The organism is Actinopolymorpha sp. B9G3, assembly GCF_040120725.1.
In the GTDB taxonomy this organism is placed as follows: domain Bacteria; phylum Actinomycetota; class Actinomycetes; order Propionibacteriales; family Actinopolymorphaceae; genus Thermasporomyces.
The window spans coordinates 394,818-420,237 of record NZ_JBEEAB010000004.1 but is presented as its reverse complement, the minus strand read 5'-3'; the positions used below and the strand labels follow the sequence as shown (position 1 = coordinate 420,237).

Below are 25,420 nucleotides of genomic sequence, written 5' to 3'. Positions count from 1 at the left end.
CCAACACCAGCAAAGGGGCGGTGACTTCAGCTTCGGATCCAACCCCGAGAAGCCATCGATCTATCCATGGTTGCTCAAGACCAACACGAAGACCCAGGTAACGGTTGAGCGCAATCCGTACTACTGGAAGGTGGATCCAGAGGGCAGCCAACTTCCCTACATGGACGGCATGGTGTGGTCGGTGGTCACCGACCCAGAGGTATCGCTGCTGAAGGCGACCAATGGCGAGGTCGACTTTGCCTTCGACGAGCCGGTCAACAAGCCGGTCCTGGCCGATGGTCGGCAGAAGGGTGGGTACCGCTTCTTCGACGCGATTCCAGCGCTGACCAGCCAGGTCGCGGTTTACCTGAACCTGACCCACAAGAACCCGGTGATGCGGGAGATCATCAACAACAAGGACTTCCGCATCGGACTGTCGTACGCGATCAACCGAAAGGACATCATCAACGCGGTGATGCAGCGGCAGGCCGAACCGTGGCAGATCGCGCCGCGAAAGGAATCCACTTATTACGACGAACAGATGGCGACCCAGTACCTCGACTACGACGTGGACCAGGCGAACGAATACCTGGACAAGGCGTACCCCAGGAAGAACGCAGATGGGATCCGGCTCGGCCCTGACGGCAAGCCGATTACTTTTCAGGTCGACGTACGCAGCGACATCACCGTCTGGGTCGACACGATGCAGCTTGTCGTCGGCAACTGGAAGGACGTTGGCATCGACGCCAAGGTCAACAGCGTCAGCGCAGAACTGGCCGTGACCCGCGGCGAAGCCAACAGCCATGACGCCGCGGTCTGGCAGGGCGAGGGTGGGCTGGACGCGGTCATCCTGGCCAACCCCTACAACTATCTGCCGACCAACCCGCCGTACTCGTTCTTCGGCGTGCCCTGGTGCACCTGGTACCGCAGCGGCGGCAAGGACGGTGAAGAGCCGCCAAAGGTGATACGAGACCAGCTGGCGATGTACGACCAGCTCAAGGCCGAGCCAGACGTTGACAGGCAGCATCAGCTGATGACGCAGATACTCGCCAGCGTCAGAGACGAATTCCACGGCATCGGAATCGCCGCACCCACCACGTCCTACGGCATCGTCTCAACCCGAACCCAGAACTTCCCCAAGGACAACGTCATGTCCCACGGCACCGTGTGGGTCTACATGGACCCCGCCCCAACCAACCCGTGCCAATACTTCATCGAAGAGCAATAGGACTGCCTGGTGTCGAGCGGGAATGACCCGCCGCCGGGATAGTCCGGGTTGGAGTGAACACCTCGCCGTTGTCGACGCGGCAGGTGCTGTAATCGATCGGGTCGGTGTTCCAAGCGTGGAACTGGACGGGCTCGGTCGGAATGTACGAGGACTGGGCACGTGCCGGTACCCGGGCGGAGCCCGCTGATCAGAACGCCGGCGGTGCTGACCATCGCGGCCGAGATGAGTAATTGGCACCGAGCGCGGACGGCCGTTGCTTGATGGGATCGGTCGTTGGTATCCCTTCAACCCGCCGAGCGCGCACCATCGGTCGCGCACACGCCGCGAACTCCCGAGGCGACGGGCAGGCGGCGGTGAGGATTCGCAGTGGGGACGTTGAAGGGCTTTCATGGACACAGCTTGAAAGCGTGCGTCGAGTGCATATGAGGGAGGTGCATCGATGGATGCGCGGGCGCTCCGGGACCGGATCCGTGGGCAGATTCGTGGCGCTGAATGGCGTCGAGTTCGTGCGGAGGTCATCGAGCCGCCGGAAGGGCGGCCCGACCAGTGGCGTTATGGCGCCCAGCTACGCGGGATCGTTACCGAGTTCCGCGGCACCGACGATACCCCCGCGCCGGGAAGTCTGCGGCCCGGCTCGGTCCGGGTGGCTGGGCCCGCTGGCGAGCTCGCCATCGGCGAGGACGTCTTTGTCGACCAGGTGTAGGGCGCGGTGACGCGGGCCCCGGAGATGGCCGGCCCGTTCGTGGTCGACTATGACTATGGGCTGCTGCGGGTGGACGCGGTCGTCGATGCGGGTGATGGCCCCGAGGTGATTATTGGCAAGAGCCACCTCAGCAACCCGTTGCCGCCGCCGGTCCCCGCGGCGGCTAAGCACCTGGCAAACCTCTTCCTGCCCTACCACGCCAACCCGGCCGAGGCTGAGCTCCTCCCGGTTAGCCGATCGGCCGGTCTACGCTCACACCCCCAGTCGGCCCGGCTGCCCCGCTGGTCGGAATCGCTGCGCGGCGGCAGCGGCCGGATCACCTGCCTTGGTGACAGTGTGACGGTAGGCTACTCGGCCTCCTCTCCAGCCACCGCCTATCCCGCGCTGCTCGGCCGGATGTTGGCCGCGCACGGGCTGTCGGCCACGGTCACGGCGGTTGCCGTCGGTGGGTCGACGTCGACCCAGTGGCTCGGCCTCGACGACCCAATGCCCGGAACCGATTGGGATCGGGTTGCCACAAGCAAGCCCGACTTGGTCACGGTCGAGTTCGTCAACGACGCGCACCTGTCGATTCCCCAGATCGAACGCTCCTACCAGCTACTGCTACGCCAGACCCACGCGTTGGGTGCAGATCTTCTGCTCGTGGAACCGCACTTCAGCCGTCCGGACTGGATGGGGGCGAGCACGATGGACCTGGTCGATGAGCGTCCCTACGTGGGATTCCTCCGGGAGTTCGCGCGGCGGCATGATGTCGCGCTCGCGTCGGTTTCGCCACGCTGGCAGGAGTTGTGGTCGCTGGGGATCCCGTACCTCACCATGCTGCGCAACGGCATCAACCACCCCGACGACCGGGGCCACGCGATCTTCGCCGAGGAGATCGCGGCCGGCCTGGGCGCCGCCCCGGCCGCCACCGGCAGCTAGGACTGGTGAATCCCTTCAAACCATCGGTGCCGAGGTCCCGACAACGGGCAACGAGTTTCGCGACGCCCTGCGGGACGGCTCCAGCCTCACCGGCGTGTGGGTGGACAACGGCAAGGTGGCGACCACCGTGAACGCCGACGCCTATGTGAGGCATCGCGTCGATGTTGCCACCGACCTCATAGCCGATCCTGCCCGAGCTCAAATACCGGCACTGGTCGCGGATCCCAGGGCCCCGCCCGAGCAAGGCGTTCCGCCGCTCGACGACGACGGTGAGCCGCGTTCCGCCGGCTCTGCACATGAGCCTTCTCTTGCTGGACGCGTTGCGAATGCTAACCGAGCAGGATGAAGCCTTGGCCATTTCTGAGACACTCCCGGACTTGAGCAGCCCGGTCGTTGTCCACAGGCCACGCACGGTGGCAGATCACGACCGGTAGTGCACCAGGGCGCTTGCGGTCGCAGTAGATGTGCTGGTCGCGTCCGTGGCAGGCGAGGGCGTTAGCCGCAGCCGCATTCTTGTCATCGGATCTGGGTTCACCCCGCCCTCCGCTTCACGGAAAGCACGCAGCTGTTGACGACCTCGCGAGCTGAGCCTACATTACTGGAGCGCTCCAATCGCGTCACCTGATGGCATGAACATCCCGGACTCGTGAGGGGTCAGACCATGTCAGATCTTGAGTGTGTGCAGTCGCCTCTATCCGTGTCACGTCGCTCCGTCCTGCGGTACGGGGCCGCAGGTGGTCTCGTCGCGGCCTTCGCTGGGATGGTCCCGCCGGGCATCTCTGCAGCTTCACCGCGAGAGGGTCTGAGCCTGGTTCACGGTGGCCGTTCGACGTACGCGGTGCTGGTGGCCAGCGACGAGCCGGCGATGGTACGGCGTGCCGCGCGTGAGCTGGCCGAGTACGCGCGCCGGGTCACCGGCGGGGCGTTCCCGCTCGTCGACGAGGACACGGCACACCCTGGCTTTCCCGACCTGTTGGTTGTCGGCGCCGGCAACTCGTACGCATCGCGCTTCGGCCCTGTCGACACGTCCCAGCTCGGCGACGACGGCTTCGCGGTGCGGACGGCCGGTAAGGACATCCTGATCACCGGCCCCGGGCAGCTCGGCACCCTCCACGGCGCCTACTGGTTCGTCGAGTCCCAGCTCGGCGTCCGGTGGTTCGCCGAGACCTCCGAGACCGTGCCGGAGACGGACGCGGTCGAGATGGACCTCGACGACCTGAACCGCGACTACGTGCCGCGATTCAGGTTCCGCCAGCTCCACTACGGCGAGACGTTCAGCGGCGAGCACCGCCACCACCTGCGACTTAACGGCCGCCGTGACATGTACGAGGTGAAGATGCCGGCGGACCTCAACGTATGGTCCGGGTACTGGCCGGAAGACCGGCCGACCTTCTTCCGCGACCTAGTGACAGACCGCTCCCTTATCTACAACGAGAACCTGCTGTTCATGAGCCCCGCCGCGCGGGAACAGGCGACCGCGACGATCACTCGGCTGATCAACGAGCGCATCGCACGTGGCGAGGACGCCTCCCTCGGCATCATCCAGTGGGACAGCGCCACGTGGCAGGCCGACCCGGACAGCCAGGCGTTCAACGACGCGCACGGCGGGGCACAGGGGGCGGCCATGTTTGACTTCGTCAACGACCTGGCGCGACGGATCCGCCGGGTGATCCCTAACGCCCGACTGGAGACCGAGGCGTACTGGTGGTCGATCAAGCCGCCGGCGGGCATGACGATCGAGGACAACGTGGTGATCACGATGTGCCCGATCATCGCCAACCGCGGGAAGCCCATCATGGATGCGGCAAACCAGCAATGGGGCGACTACCTGCAGGGCTGGTCAAAGATCTGCAAGAACATCGTGCTGTGGGACTACCAGACAATGTTTTCCAGCTACTTGATGCCGTTCCCGCAGTGGTTCGACGGCTTCGAGACGATCCGCCAGGTGGCTCGTATCCCGCAGGTGCAGGGACTGTTCATCCAGGGTGTCTGGAACACCCGGGGCGGCGACATGTCCGCCATGCGCACCTGGGTGCACTCGCGGCTCGCCTGGGATCCGACGCTGGACGTCCGGGCGACCGTGCGGAAGTTCCTCAAGGGCTACTACGGCGCCGCCGCGCCGCACATCGAGGCCTACCTGCAGACGCTGTGGGAGTCCAAGGAGGCGAACGGCGCACTGACCGAGGCTTCCAATTTCATGTCGCCGATCTACAGGCTTGATGTCGTGCGTGCGGCCGACGGCCACCTCGCGGCAGCTGAGGCGGCGGTACGCAAGGACCCCGAGTTGGTCGACCGGGTCGCTGTCGCACGATTCAACCTTGACCACGTGATCTTCATGCGAGCTCAGTCCTACGTCCAAGACCTTCAGCGCGCAGGACAGACCTGGGACATGGACCTGGTGAACCGCAAGGAGCGGGACAAACGAGTACTCTCGCTGTCGGGCATCAGCCGTGTCAACGAGGGGGGCGGCGATGTTGGGAAAGTCGTCGACGGATACAACGTGGATCCGCTCCCTCCAAGCGACGTCCCACCTGGCGAAGTGACCCCGCCGGACTCGGTGAGCGGTCTGCCTGCCGATGAATGGGTCGACTACCAGGAAGAGGTTATCCGCATCGCTGCTCCCTGGATGACCACATTGGTGATTGACGAAATGGCGTCCGATCATCGAGCGCTGCGGATGGATCCCCATGACTCGCAGTGGGGTGTGCAGTTCTGGTTCGATGCTCTACCGCAGGGGTCATCCTGGCGGCTCTTCGTGACCCTCAGAGCCGACACCGGATCGCTGGCCGCAGACACGCCCGTCGTCAACACCGGGATCCACCCGCAGGGCGTCAGCATCACGAAGACAGCCGGCGAGCTGTCCAACGGCGAATATCACGAGATCGAGCTCTCCGGCACCTACACCCACAACCCCGAGCACGTGCTCTACGTCTGGAACCTCTCACAGGTGCCCGGGATCTGGGTCGACCGAGTCTTTGCGATCAAGGCCTGATCACGATGCTCGGCTGGCTTCTTCCACTCCCTCAGCTCGATCGCTACCTCACCGAGCGGCCTTCAACTCCTCGATCCGGTCCGCAACCTGTCCTCTGACGGAAACCGACCACAACCGCGGTCGTCAGCATCGGGCCGCAGATCGTGGGCAAGCGTGTTGACCGACACCCAAAGGGAGGCGCCGAGGTCGTGTGCATCCTCCAGACCCACGACGAGCATGGCCGGCTATACGGGCCGCGTATCAAGCCAGGCGACTTCACCCGTACGGAAACGACGTAAGGAGTAGGAGATGCATACGAAACCGCGCCGTGCGGTAGCTGCGGCGTTGGTCGTCATGGCGGCGACGTGGGGGCTGGCGAACGCTCCTGCCGGCACCTTGGCGGCCCCCTCCGAGCCCTCGCCGTCCGACGTGTCGTCCTACGCCCCGGAGGGCACGACGAATCTCGCCCCGGATGCCACAGTCACGACCTCGTCGAGCTATGAGATGCCGAGCGAGACGTGGGCCATGTCGTACCTGAATAACGAGGTGGCGGGCTCGGCGGACGGCTGGAGCACCAACCCGTACGAGAAGGTCCAGGATCCGGCGACGCCGGCGTGGGTTCAGTATGACCTCGGAGCCTCGCACCACCTTGGCCGGGTTGTGGTGTTCCCGAGGCAGAAGAGCTTCCCGGCCGACTACCGGATCGAGGTGTCGTCCGACGGTGACGACTACCGGAGCGTCTACACGAGCACCGGTAACGCGGACGATCGCGCCGAGCCGGAAGTGATCGACCTGACCGATGTCGAGGGACGTTACCTGCGGTTGTACGTCACTTTGCGCAACGGAGCCCCGAGCGGGGACGGCTATCTGGTGCAGTTGTCCGAGCTGGCCGTCTTCGGCACTCTTGCCGAGGTGATCCTGTCGATCGACAAGCCCGCCCTGCTGCTGGAGACCGGCGCCGTCGAGCCTTTGTCCTATGACGCGCGGGCCCCGGGCGGGCTACCCGAGGTGGTCTGGTCCTCGTCCGATCCCGGCGTGGCCCAGGTGGACGGGGACGGCACGGTGACCGCCGCCGCGCCGGGCGAGGCTGTGATCACCTTGGCCGCCCCGGATCTCGGCGAGTCGACCTCGATCCCGGTCGAGGTGCGGGACCACGTGGAGCGCATGGGAGACAAGTTCGAGATCTCCGCGTTCTGGCCACCGACGCCCGATCACATCAACGACATCCAGTACAGCTATCTGGGCGACGCCGGTATCGACTCGGTCATGGCGAACGACCTGCACCCGACGAAGGAGATCAACCTGGAGATGGCGCGGCTGGCCCACAAGTACGGCCTGAACGTCACGATCAACGACAGCCGCTTCGGTTCCAACCTCCTGAACCTGACCGACGAGGAGATCCGCGACCTCGTCTCCGAATACACCAACGTGCCAGGCGTGGGCGGGTTCTACATCCTGGACGAGCCGTTCGACCCGGACCCGTACGCGCGGGTGTTCAACGCCATCAAGGACGCCGCGCCCGAATACGACGCCCACCTGAACTTCCTCCCCAGCTCGGTGTACGCATCGGAGGCGGAATACGCGCAGGTGATGCAGGGCTGGCTCGACCTCACCGGTGCCCGCGGCTACCTCATGTACGACCGTTATCCGTTCGGGACGGCGGACAACAGCCTGGACTACACGGGCTTCCTGACGAACATGAACACGGTGCGGAAGGTCGGGCTGGCCAACGGGGTCAAGACGGCGCAGTACCTGCAGGCCGTCGGAATCCCCGGTGGCTTCCGCCGGCCCAACGAGACAGAGATCCGCTACGAGGCGAACATGGCCCTCGCGTACGGCTACAAGGGACTGTCGTACTTCACCTGGTTCACCCCCACGAACCGGAGCCAGACCTTCACCGACGCGATCATCACGGCCGACGGGCAGAAGACCGACCTGTTTGAGCCCGTCAAGCAGCTCAACAGCGAGATCCACGCGCTCGGCCCCACACTCATGCGGCTGGACGCCAAAGAGGTGTACCTCAACGGGCAGACCTTCGGGCAGCAGCCGGTGCCGGAGGACTTCTTTGTGCACTCGCTGTCGGACGAGGACCTGACCTTCTCGTACCTCCGCGACCGCGAGAACGGCCGCAACTACCTGATGGTGGTCAACAACAGCTTCACGCAGGAAAGGGACGTCTCGTTGCGCTTCGACGAGGCGATCGGGTCGCTCGAGGAGATCGACCGGCAGTCCGGCAGGACCGTCGGCGTCGCCCTCGATGACGGTGTGCTCGACCGTCACCTGGACAAGGGCGAGGGTGTCCTGTATGCGCTGCCTGACGGCTACGACTACGAGAACGCCCCGGTGTGGAACGCGTCGAACGAGTACCAGGCCGGCGACCGGGTCAGCCATCTGGGCAAGGTCTACCTCGCCGCGTGGTACAGCAAGAACAAGACGCCGGGCGACCCGTACGGTCCGTGGCAGGAACTCGGCATCACCGAGGACGGCGTCCCGGCCTGGACGGCATCGCGGATCTTCACCGCCGGCGACAGGGTCTCCTACCAGGGCGAGCTCTACGATGCGAAGCGGAGGACCCGTAATCAGAAGCCGGGTGACCCCGATGGTCCGTGGCAGGTGGTGTTGCCGCACTACACGTTCGACGGCGATGTGCAGGGCTGGCAGGCGGGTCAGAACGTGGTCGGGATCGAACAGGTGACCTCGATCGCGAACGGCCCCGGGCACTGTTTCTCGGGTGGCTGCCTTCAGGCGGACACCGCCGCGGTACCGGCGACGACGGTGCGAAGTGTCTACCTCGAACCGGACGAGCCCCTCGACATGTCGGAGGCGTCGGCGTTCTCGCTGGCATTCAACTCCTGGGGTTCCGTCCCCGGCGCGACCGGCTACCAGGTGATCGTGACGCTGACCGGTGCCGATGGCACGACGTTGACCAAGACGCTCCCGACGTCTGCGGACTCCTGGACGACGCTCTCGCTGGACCTGACCGGTTGGGCAGGTGCTTCGGAGGTCAGCCGAATCGAGGTCGGGACCAGCGCGGTCGGCACCGAGTACTCCCCCTGGGACAGCATGTTCCAGATCGACAGCGTGACCTGGCGGTAGCCCGACATCATGAGCGCCGGATGCCGACGAGCCTGTTGTCGACACCGTTGACTCAGTGCCACAACGGCGTCGGGGGCGCGGCCACAGGGCCGCGCCGTGACGGTTCTGGGTGGACTGCCACCAGGATCGGTGCCGGTGCTGTCGGATGACCCGCTACGGATATGGCCGCGGCTGTGCGTGCCTTTCTTCTGACCTGTCTTCGACGAGTGCCGGCACCGGCCTGGCCCACCTTGTTGGCTTGATAAGAAGCCTGGCCGCGCATGGCGTGTGACTCCTCACAGATGTGCCGCTTGGTGACTCCACCCAGGCCGGTGCCGACCGTTGTCCCTATGCCTGGAAGGAGAAACAAGGACCTATGCCCATGTTGGCAGAGGTAGTGGATGCCGTCGTTGGCGGCGACACGCACCGCGATACCCATGCTTTGGAACTAACCGCAGCGAGCGGCGTCACCATCGCCACATTGAGCATCGGCAACGACAACGCCGGTTACGCCGAGGCACTGGCATGGATCGCTGAGAACGCGCCCGGGCCGCGGGTGGTCGTGGCGTTGGAGGGCACCCGACGCTTCGGGATCGGGCTCGCGCGAGCGCTCGCAGCGGCAGGCCTGCCGGTGATCCGGGATATGGCCTGGTGAGGTGGCCGGCCTAGGACACTATCTTAGTTTCGGCCTGGACCTTATATGCAGATGGTTCTCAGTGTAGTTACTTGGCACTGGTAACCCCCTTCGTTGGAGGTCGACGACGATGTCTCGCCACACAGCCCCTCACACCGCCGGTCGATACGCCGTCACGTTGTCCGCGGTGGTCGCGGTCGTGATCGGTCTGTTTCTCCCCATCACGTCGGCTGGGGCGGCGAGTTCACCCCGCCAAAACGGCGACCTGCTGATCGTGAACCACAGTTTCGAAGACGGGCTCACCGGCTGGACGCCCAGCGACGGTCAAGGTGAGCCGCTCAAACCGGGCTGCAGCGACGTCGCCAGGACCGGCACGGCAGGGACGGTAGACGGTGCCATGGCCCTTCAATTGACGGGCCATCCACCGTGCGTCAACGTCGGCATGGTGAGCCGCCCGGTCGACGTCAACGTCGGCTGGGAGTACACCGCATACGCCGATGTCTCCGCCCAGCTGACCAGTTCGCTGGCCATCCGCTGGCTGGATGTCGATGGCAGGGTGATCAGCCGTAGCGTCCTCGACCGTGATCGGCACACCGGTACGATGCGCGTCACCGGAGCCGCACCGGCCGGCTCGACTACCGCCTCGGTAGAGGTTGGCGCCTTGGGGCGAGCGAGCTTTGACCGCGTGCGGTTCACTGCTCGAGCCACGGTGGTCGGCCCGCAGGTCAGCAAGCCGACGACCTACCTGTCCAGCACGGCCGGAGTCGACGAGAACGGAGATCCCGTCGTGTGGGGGGTCGGGTCGGGATCCGCGACCAGCCCGGCGGTGCTGGTCCAGGTCGATCCGTTGACCCAGGACACCGAGCGCGTCATCGAGCTGCCGAACGCCGAGGGCGGCTGGACCGTGAAACAGGCACCGGACGGCACCGTCTACGTCGGCACCTACGGCTCGGCGGCGCTGTGGTCCTACACGCCGGGCGACTCCACCGCGACCCGGATCGGGCCGCCCCCGTTCTCGGGCACCGACGTGTTGTACGCCATTTCCATCGACGAGAACAGCGTCGTGTACGGCGGCATTCACTCCGCTGACGGTGGGGGGATCTGGCGCTTCACCCCCGGTGAAGGATTCGGCATCATCGGCCCTCGTCCACTCTCACCGGGCGATGAATACACCCGATCCGGCGGGTACGACCCCCTCACCCGCTCCGTGATCTACGGCACAGGCACCGGGGCGAACATGATCGCCTGCTCGGTCGACGGTGCCGCCAGCTGCGTGGACCTGATCGGGCTCACCAGCCCTGAGGTACAGACGGGCAACTGGACCTACGGGATGACCGTTGACAACGGCTACGCCTTCGCCTGGATCGGTCCGGGCAACAGCGCGGGCGAGGACTATCTGGTGATCTTCGCGCTCTCGCGCGCGTCCGACGGCACCATCCACGCCAGTGTGTTGGACGAAATCAAGGGCGTGGTCTACAACGGCGCGTCGCAGATCCACGACGGGAAGGTCTACTACAACAAGGCACCGAGCCCGGTCCAGATGTTCTCCTACGACCTCGCCACCGGCACGGAAACCCACATCGAGGCCGCCTCGCCGAGCATCTACGCCCGCAGCTGGGACTTCACTGACCTGCAGGACGAGGCCTGGCCGGGCAGGACCCTGGTCGGGATGTCGTCCAACGGCACGGTCCAGCTGTACAACCCGCAGACGGGTGAGTCCATGACGAAGCGTGCGACCAACCAGCCCGTGGTGTCGATCGGGATCAATTCGATCGTCGGCGGCCCGGATGGCCGGATCTGGTCCAGCGGGTACCTCGTCGGCGGCATTGGTGCCTACATGCCGATGCGTGGCGACCAGCACCAGACCTGGAGTGTGGGTGGCCAGGCCGAGGGGATGACCAGCCATGCCGGGCGGGTCTGGCAGGGCATCTATCCGAGCGGGACGATCCAGTCGCTGGATCCGACGGCCGCGACGCCGACCCCGACCGTCAACTGCACGATCGAGCCGCACCAGAGCCGTCCGTACGGCATGCTCGGTCACGGTGACCGGATCTACTGGGGCACGATGGCCGACTATGGCGAGACCGCCGGCGCGTTCGGCTACTACGACCTGAAGGCCAAGTCCTGTACGACGGTGCCCGGGGTGGGCGACCAGACGGTGGTCACCATCGCTGCGACGGGGTCGAAGGTCTATGCCGGCACCATGATCTACGGTGGGCTCAACTCCACACCGAAGGAGGAGCACGGCACGGTTCTGCGGTACGACGAAAGCACCGGCGAAGCCGAGCGTATCCCGCTGCCGGTCGAGGTCCGCTCGGTGAACGCGGCCGTCGCGTCGTCCGACGGAACGGTGTGGTTCTTCGCCGAGGGCTGGTTGCTCGGGCTCGACTCGTCCACCGACACCTGGACTCACCGGGAGTTGATCTTCCCTGACAAGGCGCCGCGAGAGGGGGCCCGGATCTCGGCGCATTACGCCCAGATGATCATCGTGGACGGCACCGTGTACGGCAATGCCGCGGGCCGCGTGTTCGGGTTCGACCCGGAGGCGATGCTGGCCGGTGATGGCGAGATCGAGGTCGTCTACGACGGCACCGGCGGTGGCCTCACCACCGACGAGTACGGCAACCTCTACACGATCTGGAACGCGACGTCACTGCTACGGCTGGTGGTGTGAGGGACCACCGACGCCGACGCCACCCGATTAACCGCCCGGCGTACCACTCATCGCCGAACACCTCCTGACCTCGACCCAGCAACGGTTCAAGTGCCTAAACCGGTCGCGGGCACTACGTCTGAACGACGTTCGAGGTCGGCTTCCCAGGTGACGTGCCCAATCCATCTCGGGCCGCCGAAACGTCGCCGGAAGCCGAATCGGAAGGCGCCACGTACCCCCGGTGCGGTCTGCTCCTGCTCGCCTTGAGCGACAACGGTCCGCAGATGACGTCAAAGCAGACCCGTAGCTTCATGGCGGCGGTCCGGATCGCTGCAGACGGGCGCGGGGGATCTCGAGGTTTGGTCATTTGGCGGGGCTGACGGTTGAGGGCGGTTCGGCTGCGGTCCCCTGCGGTGTGGCCTCGCGACTGTCCGGGGGTGACCTCGTGTCGTGGGTACCACCATGGAGGAGAGGGGCCGCGTGTTGCCCTGTCCCATATGTGTCCCACGACCGAGGGGATGTGGCGGAAACATGCAGGTCAGACGGTGTGCGGTCGCTGCCCTGTAAATCCGCCAGCTTTGCCAACCCCCGGTTCAGACGCCAGGAGCCCTGGCGCGAGATCCAACTTCAGGAGGCGGCGAGACCGTCGCTTGATTGCAGGCCATTAGGACATCGAGTTGCGCTTCCCCTGTGGGCGCCTTGGCATGCGCGCGGACAGGGCCGCGGCCGCGCGTTGATCGGCTTCCGACGTCCAGGCTGCGTACACCCGGAGGGTCGTCGCTCCTCCCCCGCCGTGGCCGAGCCGACCAGCAACGGTACGGACATCGACCCCGGCCATGATGAGCTCGGTCGCGGAGTAATGCCGCAGCTTGTGCAGTGTGGTCTCGATACCCAGTCGTTTTGCCAACCGCTCGTACCGCTGGGTCACCGAGTCGGGGAGCAGCGGCGTGCCGTTATCGGGGTCGAGCGAGAAGACATACGGGTCGTCCGACCAGTCGAACTCCAGCGCAGCCGCCCGAGCCTTGCACCGCTGGAGATGCTCACGCAGGACTTCAACGGTCTCCGCATCTAGCACGATGCGACGCTGCTGATGAGTCTTGGTGTCCTTCTCGGTGACCTCACCGTTGTCGACGTGCAGCGCCCGACGAAGCGAAAGTACGCCGTTGGTCAAGCCGACATCAGTCCAGCGCAGGGCGCACAGCTCGCCACGCCGTGCGCCAACCGTCATCGCGACCCAGACGAATGCACCCCAGTCCGGATCCCGCTTAAACGCTTCCTCCAACAACTGCGCAGCCTCCTCTGCGGAAGGCGGCCGTGGATCCGGATGTGGCAGCGCCGGCGGCTCGGCCTGTCTCGCCGGGTTCACCGCGATCCAACGCCACCGAACCGCACGATTCAATGCCCCGCTGAGGATCCAGTGGATCTGTCGGATGCTCGAGTCAGAAGTCCTCGGCACTTGTGCCGCCGACACGCTCGCGCACACGCGCGGCATGTCTTCGGAGCCGGCGGCCGGCAAGCAGATCCTTCATGCTCGTCGCACTCGTGTGGCGCCGACGTGCGGTGCTCGACGAACCGACGCCCCGCACAGTGCTCCCGGCACCGGCGAAGGTCCGCATAGAAGGACTCCAGGATCTCGGCGTCGAGTCGCCCGACCTGCAGGCCGCCCAGAACCGGGCGAATGTGCTTGCCGATCTTCCGCTCGTATCCCTGCCGGGTGCTGGGCTCTACATCGACAACCTCGAGCCATCGGTCGATCAGCTGGCTAATCGTCGCCGTCGTCCGCGGGTTGCGCCGCTCGTCCACTTGGTTGAGCAATCGAGTGCGTGCTCGCTGAGCCTGCGCCACGTGTCGACGGTCTCCGTGAGATACATCCGCCGCTTCGTGACCGGGTCCACGCCCGAGTACACCCTGACGCGGAAGCGGCGCGACGGCAGCTCGGTGATCGACCCTCGGGTACGTCCGCCTCGACTGCGCGCCTTCGGCATGCGACGCATGCTACGCCAACTCGCACCACGAATGATGTCACGCGATCGAGCTCTAGGTCGCCGGGTAAGGCGTCTGCCCACGTCAGAAGGGGTAGGGCGGGCGGGACTCGAACCCGCGACCCAGGGATTATGAGAGGGCCGGCAACTGCCTGCCCGGTTGTCTCACTCTTGCTGACCTGGCCGTCTGCCTGTCTAGCGTGTCATGCGAGGCACTCGCAGACGGCATTTCATTGACAGAGCCATTGACAGACGTGAGTACCGGCCAGGGGTATTACCGTTACGCGGCGGACGGCTTGGGATTGAAGCCCACCGCAAGCCCGACGTCGAGCGCGTGGGGCGACGCGCCCGAGCACCGGCAGGTTGACAGTTACCTCCTGCCTCGAGCCGCGCGATGGCAGATTGGGTCATGGACACCGTCCGGGCGAGCACGTTCTGACCACACCCGCGCCGCCATGCTCTTGTGCTTGCTGTTGCCCAAAGGCATTCTCTCGGTTGCTTGGTCGTATCGGCGACGGAGATCGACCTAGCCGCCGAGCGCCTCCGTCACGCGCTGTCGCAGGGTATCCAGCCACTCCCTCATCGACCACCCGTCGGTTTCGGGAAGGTAGCCTGAACCGAGTTCACCCACCACCAGGCGGCGGAGCTCGTCATCGCAGGGGTTAGATTTGAGCAGCTCAGTGACCTCTCCGCTGATCTGCCCTGCAATTGGCTCGTTTGCTACGAAGTCATCGACGGCAGCCCAGGCATCCACGTAGTCGTCGGGCCAATCCAAGGTCAGGTAGGCCTGCAGCAGGAGTTCGAGTGCGGGATAGGTCATGGCGTTGGAAATGCTGTCTGAATGCGGTAGCCAATGGAGAGGTTGGCGTCTCTAACAAGCACTGCTCGGACCCCCGTGACGTTGAGGACTGAGGTTGACCCTTGTGCGACAAACCGTCCGGTTCCGCCCGATGTGGTGCCGTCCAGGACCAACCTTGACCCCGATCCGGCGAGCCAGGAGTTGATACCCGAGGCGTTGGTATCGAGCACCCCGCGATAGCACTCTCCGCAACAGAACGGCTACTAACGTCGAAGCACCTGAGATGCCTGGGTTCGATGCCACCCGGGCGAGGAGATCGGCATCGGACTTCCCAAGATGCCGCGCAAGTGTGTCAATGGTGGTCTGGCTTGGGTGGTTGTGGTCGGTCGCGTTGCTGTACTTGTCTGCTGTACCGCGCAGCCTAGGCAACTCGGCGTCGGGGACGGGTGCGCCATACCTTGATCGCCCAGCTGAGGACGTCCATGGCTATGACGCACCCGATCAGGACTCCGAGCAGGCGCGCCCACCAAGGCAGGGAGCTTGTTGCCGAGATGATGGCGACTGCGGCGCCTATCTGCACGTCGCGGGCGAGTTCGGGCCAGATGAGTCGTCCGGTTGGATCACTCAGAATTCGGTCCACGGCTGGGTGGGGGCTTCTACGGCGCTTGGCGAGTCGCTTCTCGAGCTCGCCACAAGGCACAGCAGAGTCAGTATTCCGACGATCGCGAGCACGGCAGAGTGGAACAAGCCGTAACCAACGACGAAGAGCGCCAGGATGCCGAGCACGACGATGACCCAACGCGGGGTCGTCCCTGGCGGCGATGTCATGGCTGGATGGTGGCAGTACAGGAGCGACTTCGGAAGACCTCGCCCGCGACAGAGGGAGCAGAGAGCCTGGTACGGCGCTGCTTGTCCCGCGACCTAGATCGTCTGCTTTTAGAGGCCCAGGCAGGTGGAGCCTGTAAGCCGGTTCACGCGCAGGGTGACCATGTCCGGGTCGGTGATGTACGCCGTGGCTTGGGTCGGTTGGCGTCATGGCTGGCGTCGGCGACGACTTGCACTAGGCGGCGGATCGCCTTCGAGTTCGAGCTCGCCATCGGCTGATTGTCCACTCGGTCGCATCAGCGATCACGACGCACGCCACGATCACTCCCAGCACGCCTGCCCACTGTGGCCTCATGTCGTCGAAGACCGGCGTGAGCGAGACGTAGGTGACCAAGCCAGCGCCTGCAATCCCGTTCCTCGGAAGAAGGCCCGCCTGCCCGGCATGGCCGGTAGCGGCTAGTGCGTCCCGCATAGCCCACGCTGCAGGCGTGCCCACGTGTGGGCAAGAGCAGCGGCGTGTCACACCCAACCGGCCCAGTTACGTCAACGAAGGTGTCGTCTGGCGCGATGATGAAGTCATGTCCGACCGGCTTGAGCGTTGCCCAGCTGCCGGCGTCCACATCGACCAAGATCCTCAAGTGCGGCCCGTGGTCCACGGTAGGGACGGGAAGGTCGAGGATCAGTCGACCTACCATGACGACCCGCAAGGCGGGTAGGCGCCGAGGGATCAGCGTCGGGAGCCAGTGACCAGGATTCTCATCGACGCCGCCTTCCCTTGTCGAGGTACCTCTCTAGCGCAGTCCGCGCAACCGCGGCAAACGTGCCTTCGCGGTGGGCCACTTCAAGGTGGCCATCAGGAAGGTTAACGAAATGCCGCCGGCCCGGTGCGTCTAGGCCGATGCTGCACTTGAATCGCGGTGCTCGACGATTGCGCAAGGATGCTCCTGCAGTCGCTAGTCGCCGCCAATCTGTACTCCTTCTACTACTCCAGAGGGAGCATAGAGGCCAACCGCCAGCGGCGTGATCACACCGCCGTAGTCATCCCGCTCAACCACAAGGTCCTTCGTGGCAAGCCGTTCGACCAGGTATTCAAGTTCCTGGTTCATCAGCTCGATGTCAGCCAATGTCACCTGCGCCGGAGCTACGAATTCCAGCATGATGACCCGGTCTTGGCTTGAGTAGGTAACGAGCACACCGCTGTTAAGGAACTGATCGGACTCGTCGCTTCCGGGGGTCCGCTTGAACGATCTGTACTCGCCAAGGCGCTCCCGTACCTCGTCGCGCTTCTCACCAAGCGTGACGATATTCGTCGACGACTCACTGATGATTCGGAAGTCCAACAGTCTTCACCATAGCCCTTCGATCATCTCAAGAATTGCCTGGTCGTACTTGCCGGGGAACTTCGAGGTGATGTCATCGATGTCCATCTGTATCGCGTCATCGAAGCGTCCCGCATCAACCAAGGCCTTCTGCTCGGCCCTGTATGCCTGTGCGGCCTTGGATCGCCCCCAACTCGCGGTCTGGTAGTGATCGGGCCTGTCCATCTGGATCGCTGGGCCTTCCGCACGCGAGAGGCCCGTTACTGAGTTGGCAGGCATGTGGTGGACCTCTATGCCGTTGCCTGTGGTCAGTTCCCCATACCGGCCACCCCTGAAACCAGCGTTTGCGGCAACACCGGCACGGCCTGCGCTACCGATTGCGCCTACGCCCTTGACTACACCCCCGCCAGGCGTGAGGAGCATCAACTGCCATTCCCAGCTTCCCGGCTCGGGTTCGTCACCCGCCAGAAGCCAATCGGCGGCTCGCTCCTCGGCTCGGTCGAAAGCTTCCGCACACGGCCCGCACAGCGGTTCGGGACGCTGATCCCAGTCGATCGTTGGCGGGCCTTCACCGCCACCGTCGCCGCCACCGCCGCCGTCGTCGTAGTTCTTCTCGATCCACTTCATGACCTCGGGCGATGCCGGACGCCTGGTTGGTTTGCCGATGGGTGTGACGCCATCTGGGGCAAGGGGGGTGCCGTCTTCTTCGACGGCGTAGTGGCCGTCGAGGTCGATGCGGCTGATGGGGTTGCCGGCGGCGAGGTTGTAGCGGTTGCTGGTGTAGGGGTTGGTGGTGAGGTTTTGGTCGGCGAGGGCGCCGTTGTATTGGTCTCTGGTGAGGAATCGGTTGAGGCCGGGGTTGTAGTCGCGGAAGCCGAGGTCGTAGGTCTGTGTGTTGGGGTCGTAGCGTTTTGCGGTGTAGCGGTAGGGGTTGTAGGGCTCTTTGGTGGGATCTTGGGGGTCGGGTTTGTCGATGCCGGTGAACAGGTTCTCGTCGTTGTTGCCGTAGGCGGTGTAGCCGTAGGTGGCTTTGGTGTCGCCGGTTGAGTCGGTGAGGGCGTCGACGTCGGTGTGGGGGCTGTAGGAGTAGTGGGCGTCTTCGGTGGTGCCACCAGTTTGGTGAGTGGTTTGGGTGAGTCGTTTGCCGTAGGCGTCGTAGCTGAAGGACTTGGTGACTTGTCCTGCGACGAATTCGGTGACGAGTTGGTCGGTGAGGCCGAGGTAGTCGTAGCGGGTGGTTTTCTCGCCGGTGGCGCCGACGTTGGCGGTTTTGGATGCGGTGCGGTCGAGCGGGTCGTAGCTGTACGCACTGGTGGTGGTCGACGTGCCGGTGTTTTTGGTGTGGCGTTTGATCCGGTCGAACCCGTCGTAGCGGTAGGACTCGAGCACTGTGTCGTTGGCGGCGGTGATGGTGTCGAGGCGGCCGTAGGGGTCGTAGTTGTAGGAGGCGGTGGCGCCGCTGGTGGTGGCGGTCTCGAGCCGGTTCCGGTTGTAGGTGTAGTTGGTGGTGATGTTCTTGATCGTTTGGGTGGTGACGTTGTTGTTCGCGTCGTGAATGTAGGTTTCGGTGCCTGCGCTGGTACCGGTTTTGACGACGTTGGCGATCCGGTCGAGCGGGTCGTAGGTGTAGTCGCTGGTGGTGGTGAGGGTGGCGGCGTGGTTGTCGGCGTTTTGGCGTTGGGCGATGTCTTGGAGTTTGTTGCCGTTGAAGTCCCAGGCGAGGGTGTGGCCGGTGACGGTGGTGCCGGCGGGTTTGGTCTCGGTCTGGGTGTGGAGGCGGCCGTCGAGGTAGTAGGTGTAGTCGACGGTGTTGCCGTTGGGTTTGGTTTCTTCCAGTCGCTGCATCCGCGGGGTGTAGGTGTAGTTGGTGATCTTCGCGGTGGCGCCGGTGTTGTCGGTGATCTTCGATAGCAGGTCACGGGGGTCGTACTCGAACGTCACCGGTTTGTTGTCGTGGATGCGTTTGCTGAGGTCACCGACTGAGTTGTAGTCGAAGTCGGTGGTGTGCTTCGTGGTGGTGCCGGTCTTCTCGGTGACGATGTTGGTCTGGTTCAGACCGGTGTAGCTGATCGTGTAGGTGTCGATCGCGCTGCCGGGGCTGGTGTCGGTGAGGGTGTCGAGGTTGCCGTTCGGGTCGTAGGCGTATGCGAAGACGGTCTTTTCGTTGTCGGTGTCGCCAGAGTTGTTGCGGACGAGTTTGACCGCGTCCGCGGTCACGGTCCCACCGCCGACCGGTGCTTGGGTGAGGGTGATCTTCTGGTTGGTGGCCTGTTCATCGAAGGTGAGTGGGGCACCGAGTGGGACCCAGCTGCCGGCGCCGGTGGTCTGGTTCGCGGTGCGGGTGGCGGTGCCGGAGGCGTGGGTGATGCTGTAGGAGGCGTTGGTTGCTGCACCGGTGACGGCCGGGTACTTGACATACACCTGGTAGGAGCCGTCTTCGGGGATCCGAAGTTTCCACGTGTAGGTGTCCGACTCTGCGCCTGCCGCACGGGTGCGGTAGTTGTAGCCCTGGTGTCCGGATCCGGTGCTGGAGGTGGCCCAGGTGCCGGTCGACGTGGTGTTCTGGCCGTCAGAGTTGTCGACCAGTACTGTCTGCGCCCCGACAGGTATGCCGTCGTCGGTGCGGGTCTTGACTTTGCCGTCGGGGAAGTAGGTCCAGGCCATCGCCCGCGCCGACGACCCGCCCGCGCTGGTCAACGTCCGGTTGGTCTGCTGGCCGAGTGGGTTGTAGTCGTAGGTGGTGGTGATGTCCCACGGGTCGGTGGTGGTTTTAGTCCAGCCGTTGTCGAAGTAGGTGTAGCTGGTGTCGTTCCGCACCGTCGGCTGCCCGTCCGACGGCGGTGCCGACACCTTCGACAGCCGGCCCACCTCGTCGTAGGTGTAGATCGTCTTGTCGGCCGTGTTGTAGCGAGTGTCGGAGGGGTTGAACGGCGACAGTCTTTCTGCGACCCGGTTGGACTTGTCGTAGACGAATTCGGTCAGGAAGTCGTTGGCCACGCCCGTGGTGGCCATCCCCCGCGGCGAGATGATCTTGGTGGTGTTGCCTACCTGGTCGTATTCGTAGGCGGTGGTGTGGTTGATGGTGCCGCTGCCGGCGTCGGGCTTGTGCGGGACCCGCACCTGGGACACCTTGCCGCGAGCATCCAAGGTCAGGTCGGTCTGGTTGCCGGCTTGGTCGATGGTTCTGTTGATCAGGCCGTCGTTGTCGTAGGTGACCGAGGTGGTCTCGCCGGCGGCGTCGGTGGTGACGGTGCGCTGATGGTTGCGGTTGTAGGCGTACTTGGTGGTGAAGTCGGTGGTGTCGGGGGTGGCGTTCTTGCGTGGGTCGACGACCTCGACCAGGTTGCCTACGTTGTCGTAGCCGTAGGTGGTGACGCCGCCGTCGGCGTTGGTCATCGAGACCAGCTGGTTGACCGGGTCGTAGCCGTAGGTGGTGGTGAAGTCGTTCGGAACGGTGGGGGTGAGGTTCCCTTTCGGCTCCACGGTCTTGGTGAGGTTGCCAACCTTGTCGTAGCTGTAGCTGGTCTTGCGTTCCGGACCGGTGGGGGTGTCCTTCGGTGCGAACAGCTCGGTCAGCTGGTCGGTGGCATCCCAGGTGGCGGTGGTCACCGCTCCGTTGGGGGCCGTGGCGGTGGTGATGTTGTCGTTGCGGTCATAGACCGGTGCCGGGGTGACGATCAGTTGCCCGGCGGCCTGGTCCTTCGGCTCGGTGTGCTTCCCGGGACGTCCGAACACGTCGTATTCCTGCAACCTGTCCTTTTCGGCTGCGTCGGTGACTTTGGTGACCTGCCCGCGTACGTCGTAGGCGTAGGTGGTGGTGAAGTCATCCGCCTCCGGGGTAGTGACACCTTGAGGGTCGGTGATCTTCGTCGGGTAGCCGCTGTGGTGGTAGTCGGCGAAGCTGGTGGTGTTTCCGTTCGCGTCCGTCGACGATTCCAGCTGGCCCCACGTGTCGTAGGCGTAGGTGGTCTGGTAGTCATCGGCCGGTGTGGTGGTGGCGGTGCCTGCGGGGTCGGTCACCGATGTCAGGTCACCCTCGACGTTGTAGTCGAACTCCCACCGACGTCCCTCCGGGGACGTTTTGGAGGCCAGGTCGACGACATACGGGTTTCCAACGGTGACCTCGTCATAGTCGTACCTGGTGCCTGCGTGGCTGTTCTGGTTCGCCTTCGGGTCCTTGTGCTCCGTCGGGTAGCCGGTGTTCGGGTTGTAGATCCATGTCGAGACCGCGCCGTTGGCCTCCTCCAGCCGGTTGAGATTGTTGTCGGCGTCCCAGCCAAGCTTCGTCAGCTCCAGCTTGGCATTCTTGATCTCGGACGCTAGACCGAAACCGTCCAGCAGATAGTCGGTGGCATGGTCCATCGCATCGGTGACGACGGTGCGGATGAACTTCCCCTGCGATCCGTCTGCATCCGCGTAGCTGATGGACGTGGCGTTGTTGCGGCGGTCGGTGATCGTCTTGTTCCACCAGTGGAACGCCGGATCATCGGTGGGTAGGTCGTAGTACGCAAGGGTTGTCGTGTTGTTCTGTGGGTCTTTCACCGACTCCAGCTTGACGTTCTTGTTGCCCTCATCGGCGTCGTAGCCGAACCGGAAGATCTTCGGCTCAGCAGCTCCGGCGCCGTCGACCATCTTCGCCATCAAACCTTCGACGGTGTAGGTGAAGGTGATGGTGCGACCCGAGATGTCGGTGATGGATTCCATCTGGTCGATGATCTGAGGGTCGGTCAGGTTGGTCCCGGGCTGCTCGGCACCGGTAGCGTCGATGTAGGTGTAGTCCTGCTGTCCCTTCTCGTAGTAGTCCAGGGTCAACGTCTCAAGATTCGACGGGTCGGTGATGTACTTCAGGAACTTCGTCGGCTGGTTGTGGGACTGCCGCTCCTCGTAGGTGAACAGCATCTCGTTGCCGTTGTTGTCCACCACCGCCGACTGGTAGCCCTCACAGTCGAAGTAGAACTCTGTGCGGTCAGGCCTCGTCATGCTCCACGCCCGGTCCTGCTCGTCGTTTTGGGCGCAGTCTGCCAACTGCTGCAGGTACAGGTGCACCCCGGCCGGATGGACCCACTCACCCGCCTCGGGATCCCACGTGAAGGTGTGGGAAGTGCCATCCCCGTCGGTCAAGCTGACCTCGGTCGGGTTCGGGTTGGGTTGGAAGTCCAGCGGCGTACCCAACCGCATGAGCGTCGAGGTCTGTAACGACCAGCCGTAACCCATCGAGGACGGTGAGGTGTCCATCGAGTTGTACGACATCCGTACGAACGTGGCCAGCCCGCGGGAGGGGTTGGTGAACGCGTCGTAGGACCAGACGGTGTTCCCCGCGTACAGGTTCGTCACCGCCGCCGACCCGGCACCGGTGTCAGTGCCGGTGTAGGAGTAGAACCGTTCCAGGCCCAGCTGGTTCGAGGTCGGGTCTTCCACCTCAACGCTCTGCTCCAGAGGCAGGATCTGCTGCTCGATCTGCGACAGCCACTGGCCGGTGGTCTTGTTACGCAGCTCCCACTTCAGCACATAGTTGGTCCGTTTGTTGCCGTCATCAGCCTGGATCGGGGTCTGCAACTCCGCCGGGATCGTCACCGTGTCACCGGGCACCAGGTTCTTCGGCAGAGCCGTCTCCGACCGGGTCCCCTCCGTGGTCACATCCGTGCCGTCCGGCAACTCCCAGTGATAGGAGATCACCCAGTCCGCCATCGACCAGTCGGACGTGGTGGCATTCGAGACCGTCACATCCACCGTCTGGGTGCTGTTCGGCAGCATCCGCGACGGCGTGTACGGCGCGTAGTAGGTCGACTCCGTGGTCTTCTCCAGGTACCTCACCACGAACTGCGGACGCAACTCGGCGTCGACATCGGACTCACTCGAGATGAACGTCGCCTGCTGCTGCGGTCCAGACGCCGCCTCGTCATGCACTTTCAACAACAGCCCGTAGTTCGAAGCAGGGTCGTCAACCCAACCCTGCACGATGGTGCCCACATCCCAGATCTGCCGTTTCGGGTCACTGCCGATCGTGTCGTCATCAGCGACTCCGGCGTTGTAGTCGCCCCCAGCAGTCGTCCACAGGTCAGAGGTGGCGGCCTGGTTCCATGTCGCCTGCCCCTCCGACCACGGCGCCGTCAACGCGTGTGCATCAAAGGTCGCCCCAGACCCGGTCGAGTGGCTCTGCCACAGCTGCAGTTCCGCGTCCACCACCGTCACTCCAGACGGAATGGTGCCCTCCATCGGCCGTTCCAACAGGGCCCGCGTCTTCCCATACGTTGAGGAGTTGTTCCCGACCGAAAGCCACCGCTGCCCATCCAGCACATTCAGATTCGTGTCGGGCTGGGTAGAAGACACCGTGGTGTCGGTGAAAGAGGCCTGCATGATCTGCATGATCTGTCCGGCCTTCGGCAGCCACGCCAGCTGCGTCGGCGCGGGGATGACCTCACCATCTGCGGTCTTCACCGCCACCATGTAGTAGTAGTACGTGCCCATCGGATCCGTACTGTCCGCCGGAGTCGGCGTCGCCGTCGTGTCCGTATAGGTCGTGGAAGCCTTGTCTACCGGGGCCACCAACGTCTTCGCCTGCGGAACGAAATGCTGCCCCTTGCTCCGGTGCACCTGATATTCGACAATGTCATCACCCGACGCCGCACTCGGGTCCTGATACGCCGACCACGACAACACCCCACCCGTGGCATAGGTCTTCTTCACCGGGCTCAACGCAACACCAGGCCGCCCATACGTCAAGATCAGCCTTGGACGGACCGCCGTCTCCTCGTTGTAGATCGGCTCACTCGGCAGATACCGAGGCCCGCCTCGCCCCATCACCGACTCATCAGCGGCCCTCACCATAAACCCGTAGTTCGGGTTCGTGCCGTCCAACCAACTCTGCACAACCGTGGTGACACTGAACGAGTGCCACCGGTTGGTCTGGTTGACGCCCTTGGTGACCGTCGCCCACTTGCTGAACTCCACCGCATCCGCGATCACCGCATCATTCGACACATCCCCCAACACCACCTTGTGACTGGAACCGGCAAGGAACGGTTTCGTCCCCAAGGCCGTCCACACCCCGCCAGTGCCGGCGGACTGATCGACGGGATAGGTCTGCTGACCACCATCGAAATACACCGTGTACGGCGCATTCGTCGCCCGGTTCGTCTCACTCGGCACATGGTGCGCCCGAACCTCGTAGTCACCGGACTCGGGAAGGTCCGGCACCCACGTAAACTTGTCACCCGTCGCAGCGTCATTGTTGTACTGGTAGTTCTGGTTGATGCCGTACTGCGTGTACTCCGACGACGTCGACGCAGGCCATGACCCGACCATCGACACCTGGCCGGTATCGGAGTTGTCGACCTGCACCTTCGTTCGAGGCACACTCCCGTTGAAGTTGGAACTCATCGAATTCCACGTCGCCGTCATCTCCGTCCACGGCGCCGTCACCCGATGCGGCTCGATATCCACCGCGTAGTCGTTCGTGGTGTGCACCTGGTCGTAGTACAACTCCAGATGTGCGGTATCCAGCGTCGTGTTGTCCGGGAGCTGTGACAGGTCGAACTGCACCAGCGCCCTCGTCACCTGACTATTACTGGTGCCGACCGCCATCCGGCTGCTGTCACCAAAGTTTGTCGACGGCGACCCCGACTGAATCATCGTGTCCTGGCCATTCGACCAGTTCGGCGCAAGCTTGATCGTCGGATCCACGACAACCGGGAACTTCCGCGCCGAATCCGCCAGCCAGTCACCATCGGCCCGCACCGTGACCGTCACCTGCGAGCCCTGCTGAGAAGCGGTCTGCGTGACCTTATCCGACCACACCTTCCCGTACGGCGAGTCCGCATCATCGGTCGAGTCATACATGAACGGCTTCGGCATCACCCACAACGGATCCCCAGCCACCCCGGCACGCCAAAAACCGATCCAACCATCACTCTGCTGCCGCGCCTCAATACCACCACTCACGTCCACCGAGAACGTGAACACCGCATCGCCACCATCAGCCGGCGCCGACTCCAAAACAATGTTTTCCTTCAACCCATCGGGACGTACCTCATAAGTCACGTCGGCCGACCCGACTACATCGGCGAACGCGACCCGCGAACCGTCCACAACCGGTCTGACGCCCTCTGCCGCACCCGCCAAACCCAGACTCAGGCTCTCACCCGACTCTTCAAACCGCACCAGCCGATCAGAAGAGTTGCCGAAAAGGCTGCCAAAGGCGTTCGTCTGGTTTCCCAACACAAAACCCGGGCGACGATCCGAAGGAACCACCCTCGTGTCGATCTCGCGCCACTCACCGCCCGAGTCGCGATAATGCACCGGAACAGACGACAACTCCGCCTGCACCCCGCC

Annotated in this window: 14 protein-coding genes; 7 read left to right on the top strand and 7 right to left on the bottom strand. The window is 64.2% G+C overall.

Annotation, left to right across the window (positions count from 1 at the left end; translation table 11 throughout):
• The 7 genes from ABNF93_RS10615 to ABNF93_RS10585 form a co-directional block, all read left to right on the top strand.
• The coding region (locus ABNF93_RS10615; RefSeq protein WP_349327755.1) for an ABC transporter substrate-binding protein at positions 1-1,207 on the top strand (1,207 nt) is incomplete at its 5' end.
• Between the two features lie 439 nt (positions 1,208-1,646).
• A complete protein-coding gene (locus ABNF93_RS10610; RefSeq protein WP_349327754.1) occupies positions 1,647-1,910 on the top strand; it encodes a hypothetical protein in 264 nt (87 codons plus the stop codon).
• Between the two features lie 69 nt (positions 1,911-1,979).
• A complete protein-coding gene (locus ABNF93_RS10605; RefSeq protein ID WP_349327753.1) occupies positions 1,980-2,831 on the top strand; it encodes an SGNH/GDSL hydrolase family protein in 852 nt (283 codons plus the stop codon).
• 697 nt (positions 2,832-3,528) lie between these two features.
• Complete coding sequence (locus tag ABNF93_RS10600; protein WP_349327752.1) at positions 3,529-5,823, top strand: DUF4838 domain-containing protein; 2,295 nt, start codon at positions 3,529-3,531, stop codon at positions 5,821-5,823.
• Between the two features lie 288 nt (positions 5,824-6,111).
• Complete coding sequence (locus ABNF93_RS10595; RefSeq protein ID WP_349327751.1) at positions 6,112-8,898, top strand: discoidin domain-containing protein; 2,787 nt, start codon at positions 6,112-6,114, stop codon at positions 8,896-8,898.
• 361 nt (positions 8,899-9,259) lie between these two features.
• Positions 9,260-9,532, top strand: a complete 273-nt coding sequence (locus tag ABNF93_RS10590) for a hypothetical protein (RefSeq protein WP_349327750.1) — start codon at positions 9,260-9,262, stop codon at positions 9,530-9,532.
• A 109-nt stretch (positions 9,533-9,641) separates the two neighbouring features.
• Positions 9,642-12,185 carry an NHL repeat-containing protein gene (locus tag ABNF93_RS10585; protein ID WP_349327749.1) on the top strand — a complete coding sequence of 848 codons (2,544 nt, stop codon included), beginning with the start codon at positions 9,642-9,644 and terminating at the stop codon, positions 12,183-12,185.
• A 643-nt stretch (positions 12,186-12,828) separates the two neighbouring features.
• Here ABNF93_RS10585 and ABNF93_RS10580 read toward each other — a convergent pair.
• The 7 genes from ABNF93_RS10580 to ABNF93_RS10560 form a co-directional block, all read right to left on the bottom strand.
• Complete coding sequence (locus ABNF93_RS10580) at positions 12,829-13,446, bottom strand: site-specific integrase (RefSeq protein ID WP_349327748.1); 618 nt, start codon at positions 13,444-13,446, stop codon at positions 12,829-12,831.
• Positions 13,447-13,559: 113 nt separating this feature from the next.
• The gene (locus ABNF93_RS34895; RefSeq protein WP_502877571.1) at positions 13,560-13,967 is read right to left on the bottom strand and encodes a tyrosine-type recombinase/integrase; all 408 of its coding nucleotides are present in this window, start codon (positions 13,965-13,967) and stop codon (positions 13,560-13,562) included.
• A gap of 705 nt (positions 13,968-14,672) precedes the next feature.
• The gene (locus ABNF93_RS10575) at positions 14,673-14,966 is read right to left on the bottom strand and encodes a contact-dependent growth inhibition system immunity protein (RefSeq protein WP_349327747.1); all 294 of its coding nucleotides are present in this window, start codon (positions 14,964-14,966) and stop codon (positions 14,673-14,675) included.
• Positions 14,963-15,175: an RNase A-like domain-containing protein gene (locus tag ABNF93_RS34890; protein ID WP_502877570.1), complete on the bottom strand. Its 213-nt coding sequence runs from the start codon at positions 15,173-15,175 to the stop codon at positions 14,963-14,965. Before ABNF93_RS34890 ends, ABNF93_RS10575 begins: the two co-directional genes overlap by 4 nt.
• 394 nt (positions 15,176-15,569) lie before the next feature.
• A complete protein-coding gene (locus ABNF93_RS10570; RefSeq protein ID WP_349327746.1) occupies positions 15,570-15,773 on the bottom strand; it encodes a hypothetical protein in 204 nt (67 codons plus the stop codon).
• 950 nt (positions 15,774-16,723) lie between these two features.
• Positions 16,724-17,110, bottom strand: coding sequence for a hypothetical protein (locus ABNF93_RS10565; RefSeq protein ID WP_349327745.1), 387 nt, complete (start codon positions 17,108-17,110; stop codon positions 16,724-16,726).
• Positions 17,111-17,116: 6 nt separating this feature from the next.
• Positions 17,117-24,943: a golvesin C-terminal-like domain-containing protein gene (locus ABNF93_RS10560; RefSeq protein WP_349327744.1), complete on the bottom strand. Its 7,827-nt coding sequence runs from the start codon at positions 24,941-24,943 to the stop codon at positions 17,117-17,119.
• Between the last annotated feature and the right edge of the window lie 477 nt (positions 24,944-25,420).